The organism is Paracoccus pacificus (assembly GCF_042680785.1).
Taxonomy (GTDB): domain Bacteria; phylum Pseudomonadota; class Alphaproteobacteria; order Rhodobacterales; family Rhodobacteraceae; genus Paracoccus; species Paracoccus pacificus.
This window is the reverse complement of sequence record NZ_JBHUEN010000020.1, coordinates 1-26,828: the sequence shown is the minus strand read 5'-3', so window position 1 is coordinate 26,828 and position 26,828 is coordinate 1. Positions and strand designations below refer to the sequence as shown.

The window sequence follows — 26,828 nt, the reverse complement described above, 5'->3', positions numbered from 1 at the left end:
GGGCTCGGTCGCGTTTTCCGGACCGGCAAGCAGCGCAAAAGGTGACAAGGCCGCCCCAAAGGGCGGTCTTTTTCATCGCCCGGCTATGCGCCGTCGCCCAGTTTCGAGACGATATAGCGCCCGATCGGCAGCGATGAGGTCGCGGCCGGCGAGGGTGCGTTGCAGACATGCAATGTCCGCGGCGTCCGCGCGAAAAGGAAATCGTCGATCAGCCGCCCGTCCGGTGCAACCGCCTGCGCCCTTATGCCGGCGCGATAGGGCGTCAGATCCGTCAGCCCCACACGCGGGCAATAGCGTTGGACCTTGCGCAGATACAGCCGCTTGCTGACTGAGCCCGCAAGCTCGCCCATGGCCGGGCCGGCATTCCTTGCCAGCATCCGCCAGAAACCGGGGTAGGTGACGGCCTCGGCCATGTCGCGCGGCGACACCCGCAGCCGAGAATAGCCGTCCCGCGCCCCCGCCAGCACCGCGTTGGGACCGACGGTAAAGCCGCCGTCCATCTTGCGGGTCAGGTGCACGCCCAGAAACGGCCGCTCGGGGTCGGGAACCGGATAGATCAGATGGCTGACCAGATCGGCGGGCTGGTTGCGGATGCGGAAATATTCACCGCGAAACGGGATGATCCGGAACGGCTCGGGCGCGCCAAAGGCCCGCGCCAAGCGGTCGGCCCAAAGCCCCGCGCAGAACACCGCCCGGCCGGCACGGATCCGCTCGGACCCCAGATCAAGCTCGACCTGCGCGCCGGTTTCACGCCCGCCGGTCACCCGCGCGCCGGTGCGGATCGTGCCGCCCGCTGCGGTGAAGATCTGCGCCATGCGTGCCGCGACGACGCCGAAATCGACGATGCCGGTGTCGGGCGACAAAAGCGCGCCGATGCTGCGGATGTTGGGCTCCATCCTGCGGGCGTCCTCGGCGGCGATTTCTTCAATGCGGATGCCGTTGGCGCGGGCGCGTTCCAGAAGGGCGCGCATGCGGGGCAATTCGCCCGGTTCGGTCGCGACGATCAGCTTGCCGCAGGTCTGATGCGGGATGCCGTTCGCATCGCAGAACGCCCGCATATCGGCGGCGCCGATGCGGCAGAACTGCGCCTTGAGGCTGCCCGGCGCGTAATAGACCCCGGCATGGATCACCCCCGAATTGCGGCCGGTCTGGTGCAGGCCGACACGTTCTTCCTGCTCAAGGATCAGAATGCGCGCACCGGGCCAGCGGCTTTGGGCGGCAAGCCCGGTGGCAAGGCCGACGATACCACCGCCGACGATCACCAGATCGGGATATTGGTGATCGGTCGCGGGGCCGGGGGCTTCGGATCGGGTCATGGGCAGGGCCTCAGGGTTATGGGCTGTGCCGGATCACGGCCAAGTTCCCGGCATTTGTCGCCGTCGCACAGCCGCCACCCGGCGCCCGTTGCGCCCGAGGCCGCAAGCGTGATCGACGGCTGCGGCGGCAGCTTTGGCACCCATTCCCACCATCCGTCCCGCAGCACGGCGTCCGGCCCCGGCTCCATCCCCGCGCCCGATCCCTGAACGGCGGCGCGTGTCAGGGTCAGGCCGGCGGGGGTGATGCTGTACCACTCGCGCCAGCCGGAATGCTCGATGGAATGGCTCCATTCCAGACTGAAACCGGATCCGCTCAGCGTCATGGCAACCGCGCCGACCATCAGGCAACTGCCCATGCCGCGCTTACGCCGTTCGCATGCTTGGGCGCAGGTACCACCATGCCAGCACGAACAGGGCCGTCAGCAGATAGCCGATCACGTCCGACCACGGATGCGCCACGACCAGCACGAAGGCGGCGATCATCGCGAATACCCGCTGCCAGACCGCCAACCGCCACCCCAGCCATCCGATCACCGCGATGCCCCAAAGCCCGATCGAGATCACGGTTTTGGCCACGATATAGGCGACACCCGGATAGAAGCCCATCGCCGCCTCAAGCGGGCCGCCGGTTTGCAGCATCAGGGTCGGCGTATAGACCGCCATATAGGGGATGATGAAGCCCGCGGCCGAGACCTTGATCGCCTCGAGACTGATCTTGAAGCCGGATTCGCGCGCGATCGGGGCGGCCGCGAAGCAGGCCAGCGCGACGGGGGGCGTCAGATCGGCGAGGATGCCGAAATAGAACACGAACATATGGCTGACGATCAGCGGCACGCCCAACTCCAACAGCGCCGGGGCGGCGATCGAGGAGGTGATGATATAGTTCGGGATCGTCGGGATCCCCATGCCCAGCACGATACAGGTCAGCATGGTCAGGACCAGCGACAGCATCAGGTGGTTTTCCCCCACGCTGACGATGAAGATGCCGAAGGTATTGGCCGCCCCGGTCAGGGTCATGGTGCCGATGATCACGCCGACAAGCGCACAGGCCACACCGACGGAAAGCGCGGTCTTTGCGCCCTCGGCCAGACTGTCGATCACCTGCCAGATCGTCGCGCGGCCGCCATTGGTGAATACGCTGAGCGCCAGAAGCAGCCCAACGACCCCCCAAAGCAGCACTTCCTGCCGGTTCTGGAGCAGATAGCCGACCATCAGGCCGACGCCGACCCAGAAGATCACCCGGATGATGATGTTCGGCACCCCCAGCATCAGCGAGGCGCCAAGGATCAGCATGATCGTCAGCGCAAGGCCGACGGCGCCGGCGTAAAGCGGCGTGAAGCCCGAAAACAGCAGAAACACCAGCACCGCAAGCGGCAGGATCAGATACCAGCCCTCGCGCAGCGCCCGCGTCGCCGAGGGCAGATCGGCCTTTGCCATGCCGCGCAGGTCGCGGCGTCCGGCCTCAAGATGCACCATCCAGAAGGCCGAGGCGAAATAAAGGATCGCGGGGATGACCGCGGCGCGGACGACCTCGACATAGGCCACACCCAGGGTCTCGGCCATGATGAAGGCGACCGCGCCCATCACCGGCGGCATGATCTGGCCGCCCATGCTGGCCGTCGCCTCGACCCCGCCGGCGAAGGCGGCGCGATAGCCGAAGCGTTTCATCAGCGGGATGGTGAACTGCCCGGTGGTCACGACGTTCGCCACGCCCGAGCCCGAGATCGTCCCCATCAGCCCCGACGAGATCACCGCGACCTTGGCGGCGCCACCCATCCGGTGACCGACCAGCCCCAGCGAAACATCGGTGAACAGCTTGATCATCCCGGCTTTCTCAAGGAAAGAGCCGAACAGGATGAACAGGAAGATATAGGTCGCGCTGACGTAAAGCGGGGTGCCATAGATGCCCTCGGTCCCGAAGGACATCTGTTCGACCACCTGTCCGACCGAATAGCCCCGGGTCTGAAGCGCGCCCGGAAAATATTCGCCGAACATCGCATAGAACAGGAACAGGCCCGCCACGATCGGCAGCGCCGGCCCCATCACCACCCAGGCCGCGGCGAAAACCGCGATCAGCGTCACGATGCCGACGAAGATGTCGATATTGTTGATATCGCCCGCGCGCATCATCAGCGGCACGTATTCGTAATACTGGTAAAGGGCGATGCCGACCCCGACCAGACCCATCATCCAGGACAGGACCTGCCACCCGGAACTGCGCCCGCGCAGCAGCGTCAGAAGCGGGAAACCCAGCAACAGCAGGAAACCAAGGTGAAACGCCCGCTGGATCTGGCTGTTGAGGTTAAGCAGATGCGCCGCCGTCGCGATCTGATACAGCGAAAAGACAACCGCGATCCAGAACAGGATGCGCCCCGCCGTGTTCTGCGGGAAGCTTTCGGCCAGCGGATCGTGCAGGCTGACATCGACCGCAGCGGGCTGATGGGACAGGTCACTCATGTCGGTGCTTTCGAAAAGGGAAATGGGCCGGGGCGCGCTGATGCGTCCCGGCCCGGATACGTCATTGGGCTTTCACGCCAACTTCGTCATAGTATTTCTGCGCCCCCGGATGGACCGGGATCGGCATGCCCAGCAGGGCTTTCTGCACGTCGATGGCGCCGGCCGCCGCATGCGCCGCCTTCAGTTCGTCCAGATTTTCAAAGATCGCCTTGGTCATCGCGTAGGCGATATCGTCGCTGACCGCGGTCGAGCTGACCAGATAGTTGATCACCGCCACGGTCGGAACCGTTTCGGCCTGACCTTCATAGGTCCCGGCCGGAATTTCACCCGCGACATAGGGCGCCCCCAGTTTCTCGACGACATCGGCCGGAACCGACACCACGGTGATCGGGATCGAGGTCGACAGATCCTTCAGCGAGGCCACGCCCAGACCGGCCGATTGCAGCGTCGCATCAAGCTGGCGGTTCTTCATCAGCTCGACCGATTCCGCGAAGGGCAGGTATTCGACCTTGCCCAGATCGTCATAGCTCATCCCGGCGGCTTCCAGAATGGCGCGCGCGTTCAGCTCGGTCCCCGATTTCGGCGCGCCGACCGACACCGATTTGCCCTTCAGATCGGCCAGCGTGGTGATGCCCGATTCCTTGCTGGCCACGATCTGGATATAGTTCGGATAGATCGCCGCGATGCCGCGGAGCTTGTCGAGCGGCGCCGGGAAACCCGCATCGGCATCGCCCTCGGCCGCGAGCTTGACCGAATCGCCCAGCGAAAAGCCGATCTCGCCCTTACCCTGCTGAAGCAGGTTGAGGTTTTCGACGGATGCCTTGGTGGACTGGACCTGAACCTTGGCGTCGGGAAGCGCCGTGGTAAAGATTTTCGACAGCGCCACGCCCATCGGATAATAAACGCCCGAGGTACCACCCGTCAGCACGTTGATGAAATCGGCCGCGCCCGATGCCACCGGCGCAAGGCTGAACGACGCGCCGGCGATCAGCGCCGCGAAGGTTGTTCTGATATTCATGGTCTCTCCCTGATTTATTATCGGTCCGGCGGGCCGGGCCCGCGAATGGCCAAACCCTAACGCGCCAAAGGCGACAGGTAAATGCAAAAGCCCCGCCTTGACGGGCGGGGCCTTGGCTTATGGCTATGCGGTGAGCACCGGGAGGGCGGCGGGGCCGCGCGCGGTCTCAGGCGTTGGCCTGACGGATCTTTTCGGCGGCATCCTTGTCATAGCTGATGCCCTTTTTATCGAACAACTGGTCCAGCTCGCCCGACAGGGTCATTTCGGTGACGATATCGCAGCCGCCGACGAACTCGCCGCTTACATAAAGCTGGGGAATGGTCGGCCAGTCCGAGAATTCCTTGATGCCCTGCCGGATCGACTCATCGGCCAGAACGTTCACGTCCTGATAATCGACGCCCATGTAATTCAGCACGCCCGCCACCCGGCTGGAAAAACCGCATTGCGGCATTTCCTTAGTGCCCTTCATGAACAGAACCACCGGGTTGGCGTCGATGGTCTGCTGGATCTGCGCTTGCGCGTCGGTCGTGGCGGTTGTGTTCATCCTGATCGTCCTTTGCCAAAACCCGGGGAATGTTGCCGGGTGAATCTGAATATCGGCGGCGGCTGCCGTCAGCCTGGTGCCTTGGTGGTCAGGGCCAGCGCGTGAAGCGCGCCGCTGGGCCCGTCCATCCGGCCCTTCAACGCGGCATAGACCGCGCGCTGCTGCTGAACCCGGTTTTGCCCGCGAAAACTTTCGTCGATCACCTCGGCGGCATAGTGGTTACCATCGCCGGCCAGATCCGTGATGGTGATTTTTGCGTCGGGGAAGGTTTCCCGCAACAGGCTTTCGATTTCGTGGGCTTCAATCGCCATTTCATTTCCTTCTGGGTGTAAGCCAGATTTAGGCTGCGGGGGTGCCTGCTACAAGGGTCAGGCCGGTTGCGGGTGCTCGTAAGCGTCGAAAAATCCCTTCGGCACCAGAAGGTTTTGCGGGCCAAGATCGTGGACGTTTCTTTCGCCGCACAGCGCCATGGTGGTGTCGAGTTCCTTGCGGATCACCTCCAGCGCCTTGGTCACGCCGGCCTCGCCCATCGCGCCCAGCCCATAGATATAGGCCCGCCCGATCCACGCCGCATGCGCGCCAAGCGCCAGCGCCTTCAGCACGTCCTGGCCTGAGCGTATGCCGCTGTCGATATGGATCTCGGTCTTGCCGCCGACGGCGCGCACGATCTCGGGCAGCATGCGGATCGAGGACAACGCCCCGTCAAGCTGGCGCCCGCCATGGTTCGATACGACGATGGCATCGGCGCCGAAATCGGCCGCGATGCGCGCGTCCTCGCCGTCCAGAATGCCTTTCAGGATCAGCTTGCCGCCCCATTGGTCGCGGATCCGGGCGATCTTGGACCAGTCGAGCTTCGGATCGAACTGTTCCGCCGTCCAGCTTGACAGGCTGGAGGTATCGCCGACGCCCTTGGCGTGGCCGACGATATTGCCGAAGAACCGCCGTTTCGTGCCCAGCATCTGCCGGCCCCAGCCGACCTTGGTCGCCAGGTTGATCATCGTCGGCAGGGTCAGTTTCGGCGGCGCGGACAGCCCGTTCTTGAGGTCCTTGTGGCGCTGGCCGAGGATCTGCAGGTCCAGCGTCAGCACCAGCGCCGAGCAGCCGGCCTTTTTCGCCCGCTCGATCGTCGCATCGACGAATTCCTCGTCGCGCATCACGTAAAGCTGGAACCAAAAGGGTTTGGTGGTGGCTTCGGCCACATCCTCGATCGAGGCGATGGACATGGTGGACAGGGTATAGGGCACGCCGAAGGCCTCGGCGGCGCGGGCGGCCTTGATCTCGCCATCCGCCATCTGCATCCCGGTCATCCCGACCGGGGCAAGGGCGACGGGCATGGTGGCGGGCTGGCCGATGATCTCGGTCGCGGTCGAGCGGCCGGTCATGTCGACGGCGACGCGCTGACGCAGCCGGATCTTGGCGTAATCCTCGGTATTGTCGCGGAATGTCTGCTCGGTATAGCTGCCGGATTCGGTGTAGTCATAGAACATCCGCGGCGCGCGCCGCTTGTAGATCTGCTTGAGATCCTCGATCGACGTGATGACCGGCATGACCCGTCCTCCTGTTTACAGACACCGCTAATTGCCGGTGTAGCGACTGGCCGGCGGCGGCGGCAAGCCCAAACATAAGCCCAAACATCCGGACCGGGGCCGAATGCGGTGTATGGTCAGCCGGCAAGCCCCAGATGCCGGGCCAGCCGGTCCACCTCGGCCGGATCGGCGCTGTTCGCGGCGAACAGGGTGGCCTGACTTTGATGGACCAGACCGCCATCGACCATTTTCAGGTGGTTGGCCCGCAAGGTGGCGCCCGAACTGGTGATGTCGGCGATCGCCTCGGCGGTCAGGTTGGCGACGGTGCCCTCGGTCGCGCCCTGACTGTCGACAAGCTGATAATCCGCCACGCCGTTTTCGGACAGGAAGGCGCGGATCAGCCGGTGATATTTGGTGGCGATGCGCAACCGAAAGCCATGCGCGCGGCGGAACGCGGTCGCGACGGCGGCCAGATCGTCCAGCGTCTCGACATCGGTCCAGCAGGCCGGCACCGCCAGCACCAGATCGGCATGGCCGAATTCCATCGCCGCCAGCTCGCGCACGTCGGAGCGCCAGCCGGGCAGCTTTTCCCGCACCAGATCCGAGCCCGTGACCCCGATCTGGATCCGCCCGGCGGCGAGTTCGCGCGGGATTTCGCCGGCCGAAAGCAGGACCAGTTGCACCCCGTCCGCGCCATCGACCCGCCCGGCATATTCGCGGTCCGACCCGCTGCGCGACAGCCGCAGCCCGCGGGCCGCGAACCAGTCGAAGGTCTGCTCCATCAGCCGCCCCTTCGAGGGCACGCCCAGCTTCAGCATGACGCCTCCAGTTCCGCGACGAGACCGGGCCGGATGATGCCGCCCACCGCCGGGATAGCCCGGCCGGTGCCCAGAACGGCGGTCAGCGCGTCATAGCGGCCGCCGGTGCCGACCGGGGGCCAGTCGGGGTGATCGGGCGCGGTGAATGTGAAGGTGAAGCCGTCGTAATATTCCAGCGTCTGCCGGCCAAGACTGGCATCGAAACCGACCGTGGCGGGGTCGATCCCGGACGTGGCCAACGCGGCGATGCGCGCCGTCAGCCGGTCGGCGCCGGCCCGCAACGCCGGCCATTCGGCGGCGAGTTCGCCCAAGGCGGCCAAAGCCTGCGGGGCAGGGCCCGACAGCGCCGAAAGCCGCTCCATCCGGTCGTGCCATTCGGCGCCAAGCGGGGCTTGGGCGGCATCCTCGGTCAGGGTAGCGATCCGTTCCTGCATTTCGGCGGGCTGGCGCGCGCCGGTCCAGGGCGCGGCGGTGTCCGCGAAGCTCCGCGCCAAACCCGGGCGCGAAAACCGGTCGATCAGGCGGCGGAACCGCTGCGGCCGCCAGATGTGATGACGCAGCGCCGCACGGCGCGGCGACGACAGCGGCAGCCCGTCCACGGCGTCGAAGATCAGCGCCATGTCCCCCATGGTCGCGGTCAGGCCGAAAGGCGCCAGCAGCCGATGGAACAGCGCGAAAACCTCGATATCGGCGGCGGCGCGGTCGCGGTCGAACACCTCATAGCCGACCTGCAGATATTCGCTGTCGCGCGGATGCTCGGGCCGGCGTTCGATGTGGTCTTGCTTGCGGAAAACCTCGCCCAGATAGGCATAGCGGGCCGGCTCGGCCCCGTTGGCCATATGCGCCTGCACCACCGGCACGGTGAAATCGGGGCGCAGCATCATCTCGCCCCGCAACGGATCGTCGGTGACATAAGCGCGGGCGCGGATGTCCTCGCCATACAGATCCAGAAGCGAGCCGGCGGGCAGCAGGATGTCGGGCGCGACCTCGACCGCGCCGGCGTCGCGGAACGCGGCTAGAAGGCGCTGGCCCACCGCCTGCTTGTCCCGCTTGGCCGTCATCCGAGGATGCGCCGCACTTCGGCAACCAGCCGGTCACGCGGCACCTCGGTCTGGGCGGGTTGGGATTTCCATTCCTCGACAGAGGCTTCGGCGGCGATCTTCGCGCCAAGTATCAGGTCCTTGACCTGCACCACGCCGCGCGCAGCCTCGTCGCCGCCCTGAATGATGGCGATCGGGGCGCGGCGCTTGTCGGCATATTTGAGCTGGTTGCCGAAGTTCTTCGGGTTGCCCAGATAGACCTCGGCGCGGATCCCGGCGGCGCGCAGCTCGGCCGCCATGGCCTGATAATCGGCCATGCGGTCGCGGTCCATCACCGTGACGACGACCGGCCCGGCGCTGTCCCGCCCGGCCAGCCCCTTGGCCCGCAGCGCCGCCAGCAGCCGGTCGACGCCGATGCTGATCCCGGTCGCGGGCACCTTCTGGCCGGTGAAACGCTCGACCAGCCCGTCATAGCGCCCGCCCCCCGCGACGCTGCCGAACTGGCGTTTGCGACCCTTTTCGTCAAGGATTTCAAAGGTCAGCTCGGCCTCGAACACCGGGCCGGTGTAATAGCCAAGCCCGCGCACGATCGAGGGGTCGATGATGATCCGGTCCTCGCCCAAGCCCATTGCTGTCAGCATGTCGGCGATCTGGGCGAGCTCGTCAACACCCTCGGCGCCGATGGCCGAGCCGCCGACGGCGGCGCGCAGGTTCGCCAGCGTCGCGCCATTATCCGCACCTTTCGAGGTCAGAAAGGCCAGAAGCGGGCCGGCCTGATCGTCGGTCAGCCCCACGCCCGCGATCTCGGCGCCGCTGTCATCCTTGCGGCCCACGGTCAGAAGCTGCCGCACGCCCTCGGCGCCCACCTTGTCGAACTTGTCGATCTGGCGCAGCACGTCATCGGCCTGATCGGGGCGGACCGAAGCGGCCTCAAGGACGCCGTTCAGGACCTTGCGATTGTTGATCCGAACGATGTAATCGCCGCGCTGGATCCCAACCGCTTCCAGCGCGTCGGCCAGCATGGCGCAGATCTCGGCGTCGGCGGCGACCGAGGCCGAGCCGACCGTATCCGCATCGCATTGATAGAACTGGCGGAAACGGCCGGGACCCGGCTTTTCGTTGCGCCAGACCGGCCCCATCGCATAGCGGCGATAGGGGCTGGGCAGGTCATTCCTGAACTGCGCCGCCACGCGCGCAAGGGGTGCGGTCAGGTCATAGCGCAGCGCCAGCCAGTCGCCCGAGCCGCCGCCCGGCACCTCCTCTTCCTGAAAGGCGAAAACGCCGGCATTGGGGCGGTCCACGTCGGGCAGGAATTTTCCCAGCGCCTCGACCGTCTCGATGCCGCTGGTCTCCAGCGCGTCGAAGCCGTGCCGGTGATAGACGGCGGCGATACGATCCAGCATATCCTTGCGCTCGGTCACTTCGGCGCCAAAATAGTCACGAAAACCTTTCGGGGTTTCGGCCCGGGGACGGCGGGGCTTTTTCTGGGTGTCGGTCATGGCTATGGATCAGGGCTGTGAAAACGGGGCTGCGGCGCCGGGACGGGTTGGCGCGGGTGTAACGGAAGGGGCAAGGATGGACAAGCGGGCCGAACGGCTGGAGGAAACCGTGGCGCATCTGACCCGGCTGACCGAGGAATTGTCGGACATCGTCGCCCGGCAGCAGATCGAGATCACCCGGCTGAAATCGCGCGTCGGCATGCTGATGGAGCGCGAAGCCGCGCGCGAGGCCGAACAGGGCGGCACGATCCCGCTGGCCGATCAGCGACCGCCGCATTACTAGGACCGCATTACTAGGCCCGCTGGCCGCACCCCGTGACCGGCCCGGTCGGGATTTTTCGCACGGGATTTGGCGTGCGGGATTTGTCCGGCAGAATTTGGCGGCCCGGATTCGTCCGCCTAGATTTGTCGGGCGGAATTTACCGGGGCGGGAGTTACCAGGGCCGCGCGGCCGATCCTATTTCTCGGCCGGACCGAGGCGCGGGCCCGCGCTTGGCGCGATCGGGTCGGGGACCTGCGGCGAGGATGGTGCCGGCGCCCGGGGCCCTTCGTTCAGCCGCACGGGCGAGGCGAAACGGGGCCCGCCGCTGCTGGCCGCCACGGACGGCTGCGGCGCGGGGGCGGGTGTGGGTGCGGCAACCGGCGCGGGCGAAGGTGCCGCAGGGGGCACGGGCGCGGGTGCCGGTGGCGTGACGGGTTCAGCCACGGCGGCCGGGGCGGACGCGGACGCAGACGGCGCCGTGGAAGGGGCTGCGGCGATGGCCGCGCCCGGCATCGGCCGACGAAACACCAACAGGTTCTGCCAGGTCGTGTTGCGCCCGGTCAGGCCGCTGCGTTCCTCGGCCGGAAGCGTCTCGGCGCGCACATATTCCCAGCCATCGGCGGCCATCGCGTTCAGGGTGGCGGTCAGCGTATGGGCGAACCTATCGGCTGTGGTTTTAAGCCCCTTGGCCTTTTCCCCGCGAAGCGGCGCGGGAACGACGGTGTATTCGTACTGCTGCATCGTGCGCTCCTGTATGTCGGTGCGGTCCTACCCCAACGCCGCGCAGCGCGCCAGTGTTTCGCGGGCCGCGGTCACGGGGAAGTCACCGGTCTTTCGGTTCCCCGGGCGATCCTAGCCCGGCATCAGCCGCAGGATCAGGAACAGCGCTGCCGACAGAAGCGCCGCGGCCGGAACCGTGATCACCCATGCGGCGCCGATGGTCAGCACATGCGAACGGCGCACCAGCTTGCGGCGCCGGCGTTCGTCGGCCGGGATGCGTTCTGCCTCCGGCACGGCCATCCGCGCCAGACGCAGGCGGCGCTCGGCGTCCCATTCGCGAAAGAAGCCGACGCCGAAAACCGCGCCGACGGCGATATGGGTCGAACTGACCGGAAGCCCCAGCGCGCTGGCCAGAATGACGGTGATCGCGGCTGAGAGCGCGACGCAATAGGCGCGCATCGGGTTCAGCTTGGTGATCTGGCTGCCCACCATGCGGATCAGCTTGGGGCCGAACAGGCACAGGCCGAAGGAAATGCCGAAGGCGCCGATCAGCATCACCCAGACCGGAATCGAGACCTCGGCGCCGATACTGCCGGTCTGCGCGGTCTGCACGATGGCCGCCAGCGGACCGACCGCATTCGCCACGTCATTGGCGCCATGCGCGAAACTCAGCAGCGCGGCAGATACCACCAGCGGAATGCCGAACAGCACCTTCAGCGATTTGTTCCGGTTCTCAAGCCCCCGGGATTGCCGGCGCGTCACCGGGATCATGAGAAGCCACGTCCCCAGACCTGCCGCCAGCCCCAGCACCAGCGCCGCGCCCAGCGAGACATGGACAAGCTGCTTGAGCCCCTTCATCACCAGATAGGTGGCGAAAGCGCCCGCCATGATGCCGACCAGAATCGGCACCCAGACCCGCGCCGCCGCCAGCTTGTCCTTTTGGAATATGATCCGGGTTTCGATGAACCACAGCACCGCCGCCGCGATGGCGCCGCCCAGAACCGGGGAAATGACCCAGCTTGCGGCGATCGCGACCATCTGCGACCAGTTCACCGCGCCAAAACCCGCCGCGGCGATACCCGCGCCCATGACGCCGCCCACCACCGCATGGGTGGTCGATACCGGCGCGCCGATCCATGTCGCCAGATTGACCCAAAGCGCCGAGGCCAGAAGCGCCGCCATCATCGCCCAGATGAAAACGGCGGGCGAGGCCAGCGTCTCGGGCGCGACGATGCCCTTGGCCACGGTCGACACCACGTCGCCCCCGGCGATCAGCGCGCCGGCGCTTTCAAAGACGGCGGCGATGGCGATCGCGCCGCCCATGCTCAGCGCATTCGCCCCGACCGCCGGCCCCATGTTGTTGGCCACGTCGTTCGCGCCGATGTTCAGCGCCATATAGGCCCCGAAAACCGCTGCGGCGACGACGATGGGCGCGGCCCCGGTCTGACCCAGCAGAAATGCCGCCGCCAGCCCGGCCAGAACGATGAACACCAGGGCGATGCCCGGCGCGACCAGCGGCCGCGCGATATAGGCCGCCGCGATCTCCAGATTCGAGAACCGCCCGAGGTCGCGGTCCAGCGTTTCAAGATGCCGGGCCTCAAGATCCTTGTCAGACATGGTTCGCCTTTGCTGCCGCGCAGCTGCCGGAAGGGGTTCGGTTACGGATCGGGTCGCCTGTCCGGTCGGGGCCGGGGGATGATCCCGGGCCCAACCGCACGCGCGGGCCGGGATTATCACATCGCTTCAAGGGTGGTTCAATGGCGCTTCAATCGCCCCGACCCGCGACCCACGACCTGCGCCCAACAGGTGACCAACGGGCGACCCGGCTGTCGGCGCTGAGGCGCGTTGATTCGGGACCTAAAGGCCCAGTTTCTTCGCAACCAGCTCGTTCACCGCCGCCGGGTTGGCCTTGCCGCCGGTGGCCTTCAGCACCTGACCGACGAACCAGCCGGCGAGTTTCGGGTTGGCTTTGGCCTTTTCGACCTGCGCCGGGTTCGCGGCGATGATTTCGTCGACCGCGGCCTCGATCGCGCCCAGATCGGTGACCTGTTTCATGCCGCGCGCGTCCACGATCTCGGCCGGATCGCCGCCCTCGGTCCAGACGATTTCGAACAGGTCCTTGGCGATCTTGCCCGAAATGTCGCCCTTGGCGATCAGGTCGATGATGCCGCCAAGCTGGCCCGCGCCGACCGGCGAGGTCTCGACCGTCAGACCTTCCTTGTTCAGCCGCCCGAACAATTCGTTGATGACCCAGTTCGCCGCAAGTTTGTTGTCAAAAGCAGAAGAATATTTCCCAGCATCATGTAGGCGAGCGGCCTCAGCGACAGAGATAACACCTTCAAAATAGGCCGCGTTTTCCAATTCGGCGGTCAGCACGCCGGCGTCATATTCCGACAGCCCCAGTTCCTTGACGAAGCGGGCTTTCTTCTCATCGGGAAGCTCGGGCATGTCGGCGGCGATGCCATCGACCCAGGCCTGTTCGATCTCCAGCGGCAGCAGGTCGGGATCGGGGAAATAGCGGTAATCCTGCGCCTCTTCCTTGGACCGCATCGAGCGCGTCTCGCCCCGGTCGGGATCGTAAAGCCGGGTTTCCTGAGTGACGGTGCCGCCATCCTCCAGAATCGCGATCTGGCGGCGGGCCTCGTAATCAATCGCCTGCTGAATGAAGCGCAGCGAGTTCATGTTCTTGATCTCGCAGCGGGTGCCCAGATGGCTGAAATCCTGGGTTTCCTGATATTTCTCGTAATCGCCGGGGCGGCAGACCGAGACGTTCACGTCGGCGCGCAGGTTGCCGTTCTGCATGTTGCCGTCGCAGGTGCCCAGATAGCGCATGATCTGGCGCAGTTTCGCGACATAGGCCGCCGCTTCCTCGGGGCCGCGGATGTCGGGACGGCTGACGATCTCCATCAGCGCGACGCCGGTGCGGTTCAGGTCGACGAAGGACATGTTCGGGTCCATGTCGTGGATCGACTTGCCGGCGTCCTGTTCCAGATGGATCCGCTCGATTCTGACGCGGCGGGCGATGCCGGGGCCCATGTCCACGATCACCTCGCCCTCGCCGACGATCGGGTGATAAAGCTGGCTGATCTGATAACCCTGCGGCAGGTCGGGATAGAAATAGTTCTTGCGGTCGAAGGCGCTGGTCAGGTTGATCGCCGCCTTGATGCCAAGGCCGGTTTTCACCGCCTGTGCCACGCAGAATTCGTTGATCACCGGCAACATGCCCGGCATGGCGGCATCGACGAAGGCCACGTTGTTGTTCGGCTCAGACCCGAATGCGGTCGAGGCGCCCGAAAACAGCTTGGCGTTCGAGGAAACCTGCGCGTGCACCTCGAGCCCGATCACAAGCTCCCAATCCTCACGCGCGCCCTGAATGACCTTGGGTGCGGGCGGGGTATAGCTCAGATGGTCCAGCATCGGGGGGCCTCGGGTGGTTATCGGAAAATTCGCGCCTTGATAGGGCAGGCGCGCCAGCCCGGCAAGTGCGCCGCGCCACTGTTCAGGGCGGCAGGTTTTCGCCCATCGCGATTCCGTCAGCAACGCCGTCGTATCCGGGGACCGCATGATTGCGCTATGCGAAGCGTGACGAAACAACACGGACCGACGGGTGATGACTGGATTGAGACGCTGGGGCGTAGTGGCAATGATCGTCTTGCTGGCGGGTTGCGAGGCCGAAACCTCGGCGATTGATGCGAGCTCACCGAATCCGGCGGCGGCCGGCGATGCGGCCGCGATGCGCATGGCGGCACCTGTGATGCGCTGGGACGCGCGGCGCGGATCGGACGCCTGGACGCAGGCCGCGCTGGATGAGCTGCGCGCAAGCGGGGTTTCGCTGGTCACAACGGTCCCGGCCGACATCAACCTTTACTGCCCGGCCTATCTGCGCGCCGATCCCGACCAGCGCCGCGCGTTCTGGGCGGGTCTGGTCTCGTCGGTCTCCAAATTCGAAAGCAGTCATAACCCGGCCGCCAAGGGCGGCGGCGGCCGCTGGCTGGGGCTGATGCAGATCGCGCCGGCGACGGCCCGGCAATACGGCTGCGACGGCGGCTTGTTGAACGGCGAGGATAATGTTGCCTGCGCGGTGAAGATCATGGCGCGCAACGTGTCGCGGGACGGCGCGATCGCGCAGGGCGCAAACGGCGGCTGGCGCGGGGTCGCGCGGGACTGGATGCCGATGCGGAACAGCGCCAAGCGCAACGACATCGCGGCCTGGACCCGCAAGCAAAGCTATTGCTCGGGCGCCGGCTCGGCCTGACCACGCCACCAGACCTTCGCAAACGACAACCGCCGCGCAGGATCTGTGCGGCGGTTTTCTTTGTGGTCTGGCTGGTGAAAGCCCGGGATCCGTAGGGGGATCAGTTCGCCGCCGGCGGCGTCGTGGTCGAGCCGGTGGCCGGGGCCGCGGGTTCGATCGTCACGGCATCAGGCGCTGTGGTGGTGCTGGCCGGCGCCACCAGACCTTCGCAAACGACCACCGCCGCGCAGGATTTGCGTGGCGGTTTTCTTTGTGATCAAACCGGTGAAAGCCCGGGATGCGTACCGCGCTCAGTTCGCCACCGGCTCGGCCAGACCACGCCGTCAAACCTTCGCAAACGACAACCGCCGCGCAAGTCTTGCGCGGCGGTTTTCCTTGTGGTTGGGCTGGTGAAAGCCCGGGATCCGTAGGGGGATCAGTTCGCCGCCGGCGGCGTCGTGGTCGAGCCGGTGGCCGGGGCCGCGGGTTCGATCGTCACGGCATCGGGCGCCGGGGTCGTGCTGGCCGGCGGCGTGGTCGGTGCCGGTGCCGGGGTCTCGGGTGCGGGCGTCACGGCCTCTTCGACCGCGTTCGCGGCATCCTTCGCGGCGGATTCGGCGGCGTCGATCGCATTGCCGGCCGCATCGCGCGCCGCATCGGCGGCGTTGCTGGCGGCATCGGCGGCGTTACCGGCCGCTTCGCCAGCAGCCTCAGCGGCGTTGCCGGCGGCCGTCGCGGCATCGCCTGCCGCGTTTTCGACCGCGGTCGCGGCCTCATTCGCTGCGGCGCCCGCCGCCTGGGTCGCGGCATCGGCGGCCTCGCCGGCTGCGTCGCCGGCGGCTCGTGCGGCATCACCGGCGGCGGTCGCTGCGTCATTCGCGGCATCGGCGGCCGAGTTCGCGGCATCGGCGGCGGGGGTCGAAGCGGTCGGGGTTTCCGTGCTGGTGGTGGCCGGCGTTTCAGCCGTGGTCGCGGGCGTTTCATCGGTCATGAAACGGGTCAGCAGGAAATATGCCACCGCGAGGGCCAGCAGGATGCCGATGATCAGCGGCAGGGGCGAGGCGCGCTTTTCCACCGGCTCGACATAGGTCGTACGGGTGTAATTCGTGCCGTCCGTCGTGGTCGTCGTTTCCGTTTTGCGGGTCTTGGGGTCAATATCAGCCATATGGCGCCTCCTATTGGCATCGTCAGGTGCATGTTGGGCATGCGTGTTGAGAAGCTGCCCTGGCCTTGGGTTGCGAGCCGGGCTGGCTACGTCTAACGTCAGCGCAACCCCGAAGTTCCAACGGATTTCAAGTTTTTTTCGCACAATCATACGGATGGCCGACAATGCCCACCCAAAAAACCCGCCAAGAACACACCGAAACCCGGCTTGCCGACTGGCGGCCCTATCCGTGGAAACTGGACAGCACGCGGCTGGCGTTCACCATCGCCCCGCAGGCGACCACGGTCGAATCCACGCTCGTGTTCGGGCCGGGGGAGAACGGGCCGGGGGCGGAAGGTCCGGCGGATCTGGTGCTGGACGGGGCCGGGCTGAACACCCTTGCGCTGACCATCGACGGCCAGACGATCGACGAGACGCATGTGAGCCGAGGCGAGGAAACCCTGACCATCGCGGCCGCCGCCCTGCCGCCCGGCGGCTTCACCTTCGCCGCGCGGGTTCAGATCGACCCGGCCGCGAATACCGCACTGGAAGGGCTGTATCTGTCCGGGGGCATCTATTGCACGCAATGCGAGGCGCAGGGCTTTCGTCATATCACCTGGTATCCAGACCGGCCCGACGTGATGGCGCCGTTCCGGGTCAGGATCACCGCCGACCAGCCGGTGATCCTGTCGAACGGCAATCCGGTCGGGCAGGGCGAGGGCTGGGCGGAATGGGACGATCCCTGGCCGAAACCCGCCTATCTGTTTGCGCTGGTGGCGGGGGACCTGCGGGCGGTCTCGGGCGCATTCACCACGATGTCGGGCCGCAAGGTGGCGCTGAACGTCTGGGTGCGGCCGGGGGACGAGGACCGGGCCGGATTCGCGCTTGAGGCGCTGAAGAAATCCATGCGCTGGGACGAACAGGTTTATGGGCGCGAATATGACCTCGACGTGTTCAACATCGTCGCCGTCGACGATTTCAACATGGGCGCGATGGAGAACAAGGGGCTGAACATCTTCAACTCCAAGCTGGTGCTGGCCAGCCCCGAAACCGCCACCGACACCGATTATGAGCGGATCGAGGCGGTGATCGCGCATGAGTATTTCCACAACTGGACCGGCAACCGGATCACCTGCCGCGACTGGTTCCAGCTTTGCCTGAAAGAAGGGCTGACGGTGTTCCGCGACCAGCAGTTCACCAGCGACATGCGCTCGGCCCCGGTGAAGCGGATCGAGGATGTGCTGAACCTGCGCGGGCGTCAGTTCCGCGAGGATCAGGGTCCGCTGGCCCATCCGCCACGCCCCGATCACTATCAGGAAATCAACAATTTCTACACCGCCACGGTCTATGAAAAGGGCGCCGAGGTCATCGGCATGCTGAAGCGGCTGGTGGGCGATGACGGCTATGCCAAGGCGCTGGATCTGTATTTCCAGCGCCATGACGGCCACGCCGCAACGATCGAGGATTGGCTGAAGGTGTTCGAGGATGCCACCGGCCGCGACCTGAGCCAGTTCAAACGCTGGTATGTCGACGCCGGCACGCCGCGCCTGACCATGACCGAGGCATGGGACGGCGATGCCGGCCGGCTGACGCTGCGATTTACCCAGACGACCCCGCCGACGCCGGGCCAGCCGGACAAGCCGCCGCGCGTCATTCCGATCGCGGTCGGCCTGATCTCGCCCAATGGCGATGAGGTGCTGCCGACGCAGGTGCTCGAGATGACCGGGGCCAGCCAGGATTTCACCTTTGACGGTCTGGCGGCGCGGCCCGTGGTCTCGGTCCTGCGCGGCTTTTCTGCCCCGGTGATGCTGGAACGGCCGATCGATGCGGCGACGCAGGCGTTCCTGCTGGCCCATGACACCGATCCGTTCACGCGGTGGGAGGCCGGGCGCGCGCTGGCCCGCGACAGCATCATCGCCATGTCGCAGGGCGGAAAACCCTCGGCCGAATATATTCCCGCCGTGGGGCGGCTGCTGGCGGATACCGCGGCCGATCCGGCATTCCGGGCGCTGGCCCTGCGCCTGCCGTCCGAGGAAGAGATCGCGACCGCGATCAACGCCGCCGGCGACGTGCCCGACCCCGACCGGATCCACGCCGCGCGCGAGGCGCTTGCCCGCGACATCGCCACCACCCACCGCGCCGCGCTGGAGGCGACCTATGACGCCATGGCGGTGCCGGGCCCCTACGCGCCCGACGCCGGTCCGGCGGGCCAGCGCGCGCTGCGTCTGGCTGCGCTTGGGCTGCTGAACCGGATCGACGGCGGGGCGCGGGCGGCGGCGCTGTGGGAAAGTGCTGGCAACATGACCGAAAAGCAGGGCGCGCTGATGGCCCTGATCGAGGCCGACCGGGCCGGGGATGCGCTTGCCCAGATGGAGGCGCAGTTCGGGGCCAACCGTCTGGTCATGGACAAATGGTTCATGGTCCAGCCGCTGGCCGCAAGCCCCGACCGCGCCCCCGAGATCGCCGCCGCGCTGGCCGAACGACCGGATTTCGACTGGAAGAACCCGAACCGTTTCCGGGCGCTTCTGGGCGGGCTTGCGGCGAACCACGCGGGCTTTCACCGCGCCGACGGGGCGGGCTATCGGTTCTATACCGACTGGCTTTTGCGTCTGGACCCGGTCAATCCCCAGACCACCGCGCGGCTGTGCTCGGCCTTCGAGACCTTCCGCCGCTATGACCCCGCCCGGCAGGCGTTGGTCCGGGCCGAGTTGCAGCGGCTGGCCGAACAGCCGGGCCTGTCGCGCAATACCGCGGAAATGGTCGGCCGCATTTTGGGGTATGACGCTTGACCCGGGTGGCGCTGGTCACCGGGGCAAGCTCGGGCATCGGGGCGGCTTCGGCGCTGGCACTCGCGGCCGATGGCTGGGATATCGCCGTGCACTACCGGGGCGACCGTGAAGGCGCCGAAAAGGTGGCGGCGGAAATCCGCGACATGGGTCAGCGGGCCGAGGTGCTACAGGCCGATCTGGCACAGCCCGACGGGCCGGATCTGCTGTTTCAGGCGTTTGATGCGCGTTTCCCAAGGCTCGACGCGCTGATCAACAATGCCGGCGCGGTCGATCTGGCGCGCCGCATCGACCAGCTGGACGCCGCGCGGCTGGCGCGCATGTTCGCCCTTAACCTGATCGCGCCATTTCTGTGCGCGGGTCATGCGGTGCGGCGCATGTCGACGGCGAAAGGCGGGCAGGGCGGTGTCATCATCAACATGTCCTCGGGCGCGGCGCGGCTTGGCTCGGCCAATGTCTATGCCGATTATGCCGCGGCCAAGGCCGGGATCGACCTGATGACCAAGGCACTGTCCGACGAGGTGGCGACCGAAGGCATCCGGACCGCAGCCATCCGTCCCGGCCTGATCGAAACCCCGATCCATGGCAAGGGCGGCGACCCGGACCGGCTGCGGAACTGGGTTTCGACGGTGCCGATGCGGCGCGCGGGCCGGCCCGAGGAAATCGCCGAGGCCGTGGTCTGGCTTTGCTCGGACAAGGCGAGCTATGTCACCGGCGCTATACTGGACGTGACCGGCGGGCGGTGATTCCGGCGGCCGATGATTCTGGCGGGCGGTGATTATCGCCGTGCCGAGGACAGTCTTTTCGGCAATTGGTTGTACCGTGGCGCTTGCCTGCCGCGCCATGCTGCCCTAGCACTATGACCGAATTGAGCTGATCAGGGGGACCGTCATGGCGGCGCGTATCGAGAAATCCGGCCTGCGGGTGAATGACGAACTGGCGCGTTTCATCACCGATGAGGCGCTGCCGGGGACCGGCGTGGACGCCGATCACTTCTGGGCCGGACTTGCCCGGCTGCTGCATGATTTCGGATTGCGCAACGCCGCCCTTCTGGACCGCCGCGAGACCCTTCAGGCGGCGATCGACGCATGGCATGTGGAACGCCGGGGCAAGCCGATCGACGTGGCTGAATACCGCGATTTCCTGACCGATCTGGGTTATCTGGTGCCCGAGGGCGACAGTTTCGCCATCGACACCCGGAACACCGATCCGGAATTCGCCAGCATCGCCGGCCCGCAGCTCGTCGTGCCGGTGATGAATGCGCGCTATGCGCTGAACGCCGCCAACGCCCGCTGGGGCAGTCTTTATGACGCGCTTTACGGCACCGACGCGCTTGGCGATCTGCCCACCGGCAAAGGCTATGACGCGGCGCGCGGGCAGCGCGTGATCGACTGGGGCCGCGATTTCCTGAACCGCGCCGCGCCGCTGGCCGATGGCTCATGGGCCGATATCGACGCGCTTTCGGTCAAGGACGGCGCGCTTGTCCCGGCGCTGAAGGATCCCGCACAATTCGCCGGCCATAACGGCGATGCCGCGAAGCCGACCGAGATATTCCTGCAAAACCACGGTTTGCTGATCAAGCTGGTGATCGACCCTTCGACCCGGGTCGGCGGCTCGGATCGGGCCGGGATCTCGGATATCGTGCTGGAATCGGCGATCTCGGCGATCATGGATTGCGAGGATTCGGTTGCGGCGGTCGACGGTCCCGACAAGGCGCTGGCCTATCACAACTGGCTGGGCCTGATGAAAGGCGATCTGACCGAAAAGCTGGAAAAGAACGGCAAGACCATCACCCGCCGCCTGAACGACGACGTCACTTATACCGGCGCCGACGGCAAGCCCCGCACCCACAAGGGCCGGGCGCTGATGCTGGTGCGCAACGTCGGGCACCTGATGACCACGCCCGCGGTTCTGGATGCCAAGGGCAATGAGGTTTATGAGGGGCTGCTCGACGCCATGGTGACCACGCTATGCGCCATGCACGACCTGCAAAAGACCGAAGGTTCGCGCAACTCGGTCACCGGCAGCATCTATGTGGTCAAGCCCAAGATGCACGGCCCCGAAGAGGTCGCCTTTGCCAGCGAGATCTTTGATTTCGTCGAGGAAACGCTGGGCCTGCCGCGCTATACCGTCAAGCTTGGCATCATGGACGAGGAACGCCGGACCAGCGCCAATCTGGCCGAATGCATCCGCGCCGCGCGCCACCGCGTCGCGTTTATCAACACCGGTTTCCTCGACCGCACCGGCGACGAGATCCACACCTCGATCGAGGCCGGCCCGATGCTGGCCAAGGGCGAGATGAAGACCCAGCCGTGGATCTCGGCCTATGAGGATCGCAACGTCGATATCGGGCTGGCCTGCGGGCTGGCCGGCAAGGCGCAGATCGGCAAGGGCATGTGGGCGGCGCCGGATAGGATGGCGGACATGCTGGCGCAGAAGATCGGCCACCCGAAATCCGGCGCCAATACCGCATGGGTGCCCAGCCCGACCGCCGCGACGCTGCATGCGACCCATTATCATGACGTCGACGTGTTCGCCCGGCAAAAGGAAATCCAGGCCGAGAACCGCCCGGCGCGGCTGGACGATCTGCTGACCATTCCGCTGGCCGGGGGGCGCAATTATTCGGACGACGAGATTCAGGCCGAGATCGAGAACAACTGTCAGGGTATTCTGGGCTATGTGGTGCGCTGGGTCGATCAAGGGGTCGGCTGTTCCAAGGTGCCGGATATTCATGACATCGGGTTGATGGAGGATCGGGCCACGCTGCGCATCAGCTCTCAGGCGCTGGCGAACTGGCTGCATCACGGCGTGATCTCGGAACAGCAGGTCATGGACGGATTGCGCAAGATGGCCAAGGTCGTGGACCGCCAGAACGAGGGCGATCCCCTGTATAAGCCGATGGCGCCCGGCTATGACGGCATCGCCTTTCAGGCGGCCTGCGATCTGGTGTTCCGGGGTCGCCACCTGCCTTCGGGCTATACCGAGCCGGTGCTTCACCAACGCCGCCGTCAGGTCAAGGAAGAGGCCTGAGCCGCATGATGGCGACCCTGATCCGTTTGCCGCAGGTCTGGGTTCTTGGTTTCGCGGTCATCGGCTGGCTGCTGGGAAGGTTGGTGCCGGTCCGGCTGCCCTTGGGTCTTGATCTGGCCGGCACGTTCCTGATCGTGGCGGGGATCGTGCTGATGATCTGGGCGGCGCTGATCATGCGGCGCGCCGGCACCACGGTCATGCCGGGGCAAAAGCCGGCGCGGCTGGTCACATGGGGCCCGTTCGCCTTCAGCCGCAATCCCATCTATCTGGGCGACGCGCTGGTCCTGACCGGGATCATGCTGGCCGGCCACGCGGTATTGGGCCTGATCATGGTGCCGGCCTTTATCCTTCTGGCCAACGCGCTGTTCATCCGCGCCGAAGAGGCCATGCTGTCGCGCGAATACGGTGCCGATTTCGCCGCCTATTGCGCTGTCACGCGCCGCTGGCTTTAATCGGCACCGGGCCCTGCGGTCGGGCGGGCGACATCTTTTTGGGGTGCTGATGATGAAACGCAGCGAAATCAACCGGATCATGGCCGATGCCAAGGAGATGATCAGGGCCGGGGGCTTTGCGCTTCCGCCATTCGCCTTCTGGACACCGGAAGAATTCAGCGCGAACCTGCCCGCCGCCCGGCGTATCGTCGACGCACAAATGGGCTGGGACATCACCGATTACGCCCAAGGCGATTTCAGCAAGACCGGGCTGTTCCTGTTCACGCTGCGCAACGGCGATCTGGCCGAGCTGAACGCCAGCCGGGGCATGGTCTATGCCGAGAAGCTGCTGATTTCGCGCGAAGGGCAGGTCACGCCCATGCATACCCATGTCATCAAGACCGAGGATATCATCAACCGCTCGGGTGCGACGCTGGCGATCCAGCTTTACGGCTCGGACGCGGCGGGGGCGATCGACCACGGCCGTGGCGTCACCGTCGATTGCGACGGCATCGCGCGCAAGGTCGCGGCAGGGGACATCCTGCGCCTTGCACCCGGGGAATCGGTCACGCTTCGGCCCGGCGACTGGCATGCCTTCTGGGGCGAGGGCGGTTCCGTGCTGGTGGGCGAGGTTTCGACCGTGAACGATGACCTGACCGATAATATCTTCGAGGCCGATATCGGCCGCTTCGCCGAAATAGACGAGGATGAGGCGCCGACCCATCTTCTGGTCAGCGATTATGATGCGTGGCTGGGTCCCCGCATGGTATGATAGCGCTAAATTCTATGCTTCCACGGACTTGTGAAATATTGTTGCGCGATGCTAGACATGCGCTGACGTCTTATAACCTTTTTCGGGGGGAACGCCGGTGAAGATCGGGGCATTGAAGGAAATCGAACCGGGCGAAGCGCGGGTGGCGGTCACCCCGGCCTCGGCCAAACACCTGCAAAAGCTGGGCTATGAGGTTTTCGTCGAGGCGGGGGCCGGCACCGGTTCGGGAATTTCGGATGCGGATTACGAGGCAGCCGGGGTCACCGTGGTGCCCACGGCCACCGCGCTGGTCGGCAAGGTCGATGTGATCGTCAAGGTCCGCCCGCCCACCGAAGCCGAAGTGAAGCGCCTGAAAGAGGGCCAGACACTGATCAGTTTCTTCTACCCCGGCCAGAACAAGGACATGCTGGATCTGGCGCGGCGTCAGGGCGTGAACACCATCGCCATGGATATGGTGCCGCGGATCAGCCGCGCGCAAAAGATGGACGCGCTGTCCTCGATGGCCAATATCGCGGGCTACCGCGCGGTGATCGAGGCCGCGAACAATTTTGGCCGGTTTTTCACCGGGCAGGTGACCGCGGCCGGCAAGACCCAGCCCGCCAAGGTGCTGGTGGTCGGTGCCGGCGTGGCCGGTCTGGCCGCGATCGGGGCGGCGCGCGGGCTTGGCGCGATCGTCTATGCCTTCGACGTGCGCCCGGAAGTGGCCGAGCAGATCAATTCGATGGGCGCCGAATTCGTCTATCTCGATTTCAAGGAAACGGCGCAGGACGGCGCCGCCACGGGCGGTTACGCCGCCCCCTCCAGCCCCGAGTTCCGGGAAAAGCAGCTTGAGAAATTCCGCGAGCTGGCGCCCGACATGGATGTCGTCATCACCACCGCGCTGATCCCCGGCCGGCCCGCGCCGAAGCTGTGGACCGAGGATATGGTGATGGCGATGAAACCGGGCAGCGTCATCGTCGATCTTGCGGCCGAGCGTGGCGGCAACTGCGAACTGACCGTCCCGGACGAGAAGATTGTGACCGAGAACGGCGTGACGATCATCGGCTATACCGATTTCCCCTCGCGCATGGGGGCGCAGGCGTCCGAGCTTTATTCGAACAACATCCGCCACATGATGGCCGACCTGACGCCGGCCAAGGACGGCGTCGTCGCCCATAACATGGAAGACGACGTGATTCGCGGCGCGACGGTGACTTATGCCGGCGACACCACCTTCCCGCCGCCACCGCCCAAGGTCGCGGCGATCGCGGCGCAAAAGCCGCGCGAGAAACCGAAGGAACTGACCCCCGAGGAAAAGCGCGCGGCCGAGGCTGCGGCATTCAAGGCCGAAACCCGGAACCAATATGTGCTTCTGGGCGTGGGCGCGGTGATCATGCTGCTGATCGGGCTGTTCGCCCCGGCCAGCTTCCTGTCGCATTTCATCGTCTTCGTTCTGGCCGTTTTCATCGGCTTCCAGGTGATCTGGAACGTCAGCCACTCGCTGCACACGCCGTTGATGGCCATCACCAACGCCATCTCCTCGATCATCATCGTGGGCGCGCTGATGCAGATCGGATCCGGGTCTTGGCTGATCGTGATCCTTGCGGCTTTGTCGGTCCTGATGGCCGGCATCAACATCTTTGGCGGTTTCCTGGTCACGCGCCGGATGCTGGCCATGTTCCAGAAGTCGTGAGGGGACGGACATGGACAACCAAATCTCGCCGGTAAGCCAGGTCATGCAGGAATTGCCGGCCTTCGGCTTTACCACCGCCGCCTATGTGGTCGCGGCCATTCTGTTCATTCTGGCGCTGGGTGGCCTGTCCGGACAGGAAAGCGCCAAGCGCGCGATCTGGTACGGCATCGTCGGCATGGCGCTTGCCGTGGTCGCCACGCTGATGGGACCGGGCGCGGGCAACTGGTTCCTGTCGCTGGTGATGATCGCCATCGGCGGCGCGGTCGGCTGGTACGTGGCCACCCGCGTCAAGATGACCGAGATGCCGCAACTGGTCGCCGCCATGCATTCGCTGGTCGGTCTGGCGGCGGTATTCGTCGGCTTCAACGCCCAGATCGAACTGGGCCGGGTCCTGCGCGCCCGGGCCGCCGACGCCGCCGAAACCTTCCACGGTTTCGCGGCCGTTCTGGCCCACAAGACCCCGCCCGAGATCGCCATGCTGAAGATCGAGGTGGCACTCGGCATCTTCATCGGCGCGGTGACCTTTACCGGCTCGATCGTCGCCTTCGGCAAACTGGCGGGCAAGATCGACGGCAAGCCGAAAAAGCTGCCGGGCGGCCATATGCTGAACGCGGGTGCGGCGCTGCTGGCGCTTTTGTGCACCATCCTTTACTGCGCCGGCTGGGGGCCGGACGGGCTGTGGCTGATCCTGATCGCGCTTGCCGCCTTCTTCATCGGCTATCACCTGATCATGGGCATCGGCGGCGCCGACATGCCGGTTGTCGTCTCGATGCTGAACAGCTATTCCGGCTGGGCGGCGGCGATGATCGGCTTTACCCTGTCGAACGACCTGCTGATCGTCACCGGCGCGCTGGTCGGGTCAAGCGGTGCGATCCTGTCCTATATCATGTGCAAGGCGATGAACCGCAGCTTTGTCAGCGTGATCCTTGGCGGCTTCGGCGGCACCACCGGCCCGGCAATGGAGATCGAGGGCGAACAGATCGCCATCGACGCCGAGGGCGTGGCGGCGGCGCTGAACGATGCCGATGAGATCATCATCGTGCCGGGCTATGGCATGGCGGTGGCGCAGGCGCAGCAATCGGTCAGCGAACTGACCCGCAAGCTGCGGGCGGCGGGCAAGAAGGTCCGCTTCGCCATCCACCCGGTCGCCGGCCGCCTGCCGGGCCATATGAACGTGCTTCTGGCCGAGGCGAAGGTGCCCTATGACATCGTGCTGGAAATGGACGAGATCAACGAGGATTTCCCGAATACCGACGTGGTCATCGTCATCGGCTCGAACGACATCGTGAACCCGGCCGCGCAGGACGACCCGAACAGCCCCATCGCCGGCATGCCGGTGCTGGAGGTCTGGAAAGCCAAGCAGGTCTTTGTCAGCAAACGCGGTCAGGGCACCGGCTATTCCGGCATCGAGAACCCGCTGTTCTTCAAAGAGAACACGCGCATGTTCTATGGCGACGCGAAACAGTCGATCGACGCGCTTCTGCCGCTGATCAACTAGAGGGCGTCTTCATTCAGGCCAACCAGGCCATGGCGCATGCGATGGAGACGAAGGCCTTGAA

23 protein-coding genes are annotated in these 26,828 nt (G+C 65.8%); 9 read left to right on the top strand and 14 right to left on the bottom strand.

The genetic code is table 11. From position 1 onward, the window contains the following. Window positions 1-83 precede the first annotated feature (83 nt). The 10 genes from lhgO to hisS all read right to left on the bottom strand — a co-directional run bounded on the left by lhgO (window position 84) and on the right by hisS (window position 10,218). A complete protein-coding gene (lhgO, locus tag ACFSCT_RS07310; protein ID WP_379141458.1) occupies window positions 84-1,316 on the bottom strand; it encodes an L-2-hydroxyglutarate oxidase in 1,233 nt (410 codons plus the stop codon). Then, complete coding sequence (locus tag ACFSCT_RS07305; protein ID WP_379141456.1) at window positions 1,313-1,672, bottom strand: DUF1850 domain-containing protein; 360 nt, start codon at window positions 1,670-1,672, stop codon at window positions 1,313-1,315. Before ACFSCT_RS07305 ends, lhgO begins: the two co-directional genes overlap by 4 nt. 7 nt (window positions 1,673-1,679) lie before the next feature. Continuing rightward, window positions 1,680-3,773, bottom strand: coding sequence for a TRAP transporter permease (locus ACFSCT_RS07300; protein WP_379141454.1), 2,094 nt, complete (start codon window positions 3,771-3,773; stop codon window positions 1,680-1,682). A gap of 61 nt (window positions 3,774-3,834) precedes the next feature. Continuing rightward, on the bottom strand, window positions 3,835-4,791 hold the full coding sequence (locus ACFSCT_RS07295) for a TAXI family TRAP transporter solute-binding subunit (RefSeq protein ID WP_379141452.1): 957 nt from the start codon (window positions 4,789-4,791) through the stop codon (window positions 3,835-3,837). 166 nt (window positions 4,792-4,957) lie between these two features. Continuing rightward, the gene (gene grxD / locus ACFSCT_RS07290) at window positions 4,958-5,335 is read right to left on the bottom strand and encodes a Grx4 family monothiol glutaredoxin (RefSeq protein ID WP_379141450.1); all 378 of its coding nucleotides are present in this window, start codon (window positions 5,333-5,335) and stop codon (window positions 4,958-4,960) included. 68 nt (window positions 5,336-5,403) lie between these two features. After that, on the bottom strand, window positions 5,404-5,646 hold the full coding sequence (locus ACFSCT_RS07285) for a BolA/IbaG family iron-sulfur metabolism protein (protein WP_379141447.1): 243 nt from the start codon (window positions 5,644-5,646) through the stop codon (window positions 5,404-5,406). A 57-nt stretch (window positions 5,647-5,703) separates the two neighbouring features. Beyond that, a complete protein-coding gene (locus tag ACFSCT_RS07280) occupies window positions 5,704-6,882 on the bottom strand; it encodes an alpha-hydroxy acid oxidase (protein WP_379141446.1) in 1,179 nt (392 codons plus the stop codon). A gap of 116 nt (window positions 6,883-6,998) precedes the next feature. Then, window positions 6,999-7,679, bottom strand: a complete 681-nt coding sequence (hisG, locus tag ACFSCT_RS07275) for an ATP phosphoribosyltransferase (RefSeq protein WP_379141445.1) — start codon at window positions 7,677-7,679, stop codon at window positions 6,999-7,001. Beyond that, window positions 7,673-8,740: an ATP phosphoribosyltransferase regulatory subunit gene (locus ACFSCT_RS07270; protein ID WP_379141444.1), complete on the bottom strand. Its 1,068-nt coding sequence runs from the start codon at window positions 8,738-8,740 to the stop codon at window positions 7,673-7,675. Before ACFSCT_RS07270 ends, hisG begins: the two co-directional genes overlap by 7 nt. Further along, complete coding sequence (gene hisS, locus ACFSCT_RS07265) at window positions 8,737-10,218, bottom strand: histidine--tRNA ligase (protein ID WP_379141443.1); 1,482 nt, start codon at window positions 10,216-10,218, stop codon at window positions 8,737-8,739. Before hisS ends, ACFSCT_RS07270 begins: the two co-directional genes overlap by 4 nt. A gap of 76 nt (window positions 10,219-10,294) precedes the next feature. Between hisS and ACFSCT_RS07260 the strand changes: the two genes are divergently transcribed. After that, complete coding sequence (locus ACFSCT_RS07260) at window positions 10,295-10,501, top strand: SlyX family protein (protein ID WP_379141442.1); 207 nt, start codon at window positions 10,295-10,297, stop codon at window positions 10,499-10,501. A 174-nt stretch (window positions 10,502-10,675) separates the two neighbouring features. Here the strand turns inward: ACFSCT_RS07260 and ACFSCT_RS07255 are convergent, their stop codons facing one another. The 3 genes from ACFSCT_RS07255 to gatB form a co-directional block, all read right to left on the bottom strand. Next, window positions 10,676-11,221 (bottom strand): DUF4177 domain-containing protein, encoded by a 546-nt coding sequence (locus ACFSCT_RS07255; protein WP_379141441.1) that lies wholly within the window; start codon window positions 11,219-11,221, stop codon window positions 10,676-10,678. A gap of 111 nt (window positions 11,222-11,332) precedes the next feature. After that, a complete protein-coding gene (locus tag ACFSCT_RS07250) occupies window positions 11,333-12,817 on the bottom strand; it encodes an inorganic phosphate transporter (protein WP_379141440.1) in 1,485 nt (494 codons plus the stop codon). Window positions 12,818-13,057: 240 nt separating this feature from the next. Then, window positions 13,058-14,617 carry an Asp-tRNA(Asn)/Glu-tRNA(Gln) amidotransferase subunit GatB gene (gatB, locus tag ACFSCT_RS07245; protein WP_379141438.1) on the bottom strand — a complete coding sequence of 520 codons (1,560 nt, stop codon included), beginning with the start codon at window positions 14,615-14,617 and terminating at the stop codon, window positions 13,058-13,060. Between the two features lie 193 nt (window positions 14,618-14,810). Here gatB and ACFSCT_RS07240 point away from each other — a divergent pair, with 193 nt between their 5' ends. Then, window positions 14,811-15,455, top strand: a complete 645-nt coding sequence (locus ACFSCT_RS07240; protein ID WP_379141436.1) for a transglycosylase SLT domain-containing protein — start codon at window positions 14,811-14,813, stop codon at window positions 15,453-15,455. A gap of 415 nt (window positions 15,456-15,870) precedes the next feature. Here the strand turns inward: ACFSCT_RS07240 and ACFSCT_RS07235 are convergent, their stop codons facing one another. Further along, window positions 15,871-16,599 (bottom strand): hypothetical protein, encoded by a 729-nt coding sequence (locus ACFSCT_RS07235; protein WP_379141434.1) that lies wholly within the window; start codon window positions 16,597-16,599, stop codon window positions 15,871-15,873. 164 nt (window positions 16,600-16,763) lie between these two features. Here ACFSCT_RS07235 and pepN point away from each other — a divergent pair, with 164 nt between their 5' ends. The 7 genes from pepN (at window position 16,764) to ACFSCT_RS07200 (ending at window position 26,767) form a co-directional block, all read left to right on the top strand. Beyond that, window positions 16,764-19,367, top strand: a complete 2,604-nt coding sequence (pepN, locus tag ACFSCT_RS07230) for an aminopeptidase N (RefSeq protein ID WP_379141432.1) — start codon at window positions 16,764-16,766, stop codon at window positions 19,365-19,367. Between the two features lie 5 nt (window positions 19,368-19,372). Next, complete coding sequence (locus tag ACFSCT_RS07225) at window positions 19,373-20,110, top strand: SDR family oxidoreductase (RefSeq protein WP_379141720.1); 738 nt, start codon at window positions 19,373-19,375, stop codon at window positions 20,108-20,110. Between the two features lie 145 nt (window positions 20,111-20,255). After that, entirely contained in the window at window positions 20,256-22,394 is a 2,139-nt protein-coding gene (locus tag ACFSCT_RS07220; RefSeq protein ID WP_379141430.1) for a malate synthase G, read from the top strand. A 5-nt stretch (window positions 22,395-22,399) separates the two neighbouring features. Next, entirely contained in the window at window positions 22,400-22,846 is a 447-nt protein-coding gene (locus tag ACFSCT_RS07215) for a methyltransferase family protein (protein WP_379141429.1), read from the top strand. A 52-nt stretch (window positions 22,847-22,898) separates the two neighbouring features. Next, on the top strand, window positions 22,899-23,597 hold the full coding sequence (locus ACFSCT_RS07210) for a D-lyxose/D-mannose family sugar isomerase (protein ID WP_379141427.1): 699 nt from the start codon (window positions 22,899-22,901) through the stop codon (window positions 23,595-23,597). Between the two features lie 97 nt (window positions 23,598-23,694). Continuing rightward, entirely contained in the window at window positions 23,695-25,269 is a 1,575-nt protein-coding gene (locus ACFSCT_RS07205) for a Re/Si-specific NAD(P)(+) transhydrogenase subunit alpha (protein WP_379141425.1), read from the top strand. Between the two features lie 10 nt (window positions 25,270-25,279). After that, the gene (locus ACFSCT_RS07200; protein ID WP_379141423.1) at window positions 25,280-26,767 is read left to right on the top strand and encodes an NAD(P)(+) transhydrogenase (Re/Si-specific) subunit beta; all 1,488 of its coding nucleotides are present in this window, start codon (window positions 25,280-25,282) and stop codon (window positions 26,765-26,767) included. Window positions 26,768-26,828: the final 61 nt, after the last annotated feature.

Bases quoted from the DNA above. Each gene is read 5' to 3' on its own strand.
- lhgO (WP_379141458.1), bottom strand. From the start codon at position 1,316: ATGACCCGATCCGAAGCCCCCGGCCCCGCGACCGATCACCAATATCCC.
- ACFSCT_RS07305 (WP_379141456.1), bottom strand. From the start codon at position 1,672: ATGGGCAGTTGCCTGATGGTCGGCGCGGTTGCCATGACGCTGAGCGGA.
- ACFSCT_RS07300 (WP_379141454.1), bottom strand. From the start codon at position 3,773: ATGAGTGACCTGTCCCATCAGCCCGCTGCGGTCGATGTCAGCCTGCAC.
- ACFSCT_RS07295 (WP_379141452.1), bottom strand. From the start codon at position 4,791: ATGAATATCAGAACAACCTTCGCGGCGCTGATCGCCGGCGCGTCGTTC.
- grxD (WP_379141450.1), bottom strand. From the start codon at position 5,335: ATGAACACAACCGCCACGACCGACGCGCAAGCGCAGATCCAGCAGACC.
- ACFSCT_RS07285 (WP_379141447.1), bottom strand. From the start codon at position 5,646: ATGGCGATTGAAGCCCACGAAATCGAAAGCCTGTTGCGGGAAACCTTC.
- ACFSCT_RS07280 (WP_379141446.1), bottom strand. From the start codon at position 6,882: ATGCCGGTCATCACGTCGATCGAGGATCTCAAGCAGATCTACAAGCGG.
- hisG (WP_379141445.1), bottom strand. From the start codon at position 7,679: ATGCTGAAGCTGGGCGTGCCCTCGAAGGGGCGGCTGATGGAGCAGACC.
- ACFSCT_RS07270 (WP_379141444.1), bottom strand. From the start codon at position 8,740: ATGACGGCCAAGCGGGACAAGCAGGCGGTGGGCCAGCGCCTTCTAGCC.
- hisS (WP_379141443.1), bottom strand. From the start codon at position 10,218: ATGACCGACACCCAGAAAAAGCCCCGCCGTCCCCGGGCCGAAACCCCG.
- ACFSCT_RS07260 (WP_379141442.1), top strand. From the start codon at position 10,295: ATGGACAAGCGGGCCGAACGGCTGGAGGAAACCGTGGCGCATCTGACC.
- ACFSCT_RS07255 (WP_379141441.1), bottom strand. From the start codon at position 11,221: ATGCAGCAGTACGAATACACCGTCGTTCCCGCGCCGCTTCGCGGGGAA.
- ACFSCT_RS07250 (WP_379141440.1), bottom strand. From the start codon at position 12,817: ATGTCTGACAAGGATCTTGAGGCCCGGCATCTTGAAACGCTGGACCGC.
- gatB (WP_379141438.1), bottom strand. From the start codon at position 14,617: ATGCTGGACCATCTGAGCTATACCCCGCCCGCACCCAAGGTCATTCAG.
- ACFSCT_RS07240 (WP_379141436.1), top strand. From the start codon at position 14,811: ATGACTGGATTGAGACGCTGGGGCGTAGTGGCAATGATCGTCTTGCTG.
- ACFSCT_RS07235 (WP_379141434.1), bottom strand. From the start codon at position 16,599: ATGGCTGATATTGACCCCAAGACCCGCAAAACGGAAACGACGACCACG.
- pepN (WP_379141432.1), top strand. From the start codon at position 16,764: ATGCCCACCCAAAAAACCCGCCAAGAACACACCGAAACCCGGCTTGCC.
- ACFSCT_RS07220 (WP_379141430.1), top strand. From the start codon at position 20,256: ATGGCGGCGCGTATCGAGAAATCCGGCCTGCGGGTGAATGACGAACTG.
- ACFSCT_RS07215 (WP_379141429.1), top strand. From the start codon at position 22,400: ATGATGGCGACCCTGATCCGTTTGCCGCAGGTCTGGGTTCTTGGTTTC.
- ACFSCT_RS07210 (WP_379141427.1), top strand. From the start codon at position 22,899: ATGAAACGCAGCGAAATCAACCGGATCATGGCCGATGCCAAGGAGATG.
- ACFSCT_RS07200 (WP_379141423.1), top strand. From the start codon at position 25,280: ATGGACAACCAAATCTCGCCGGTAAGCCAGGTCATGCAGGAATTGCCG.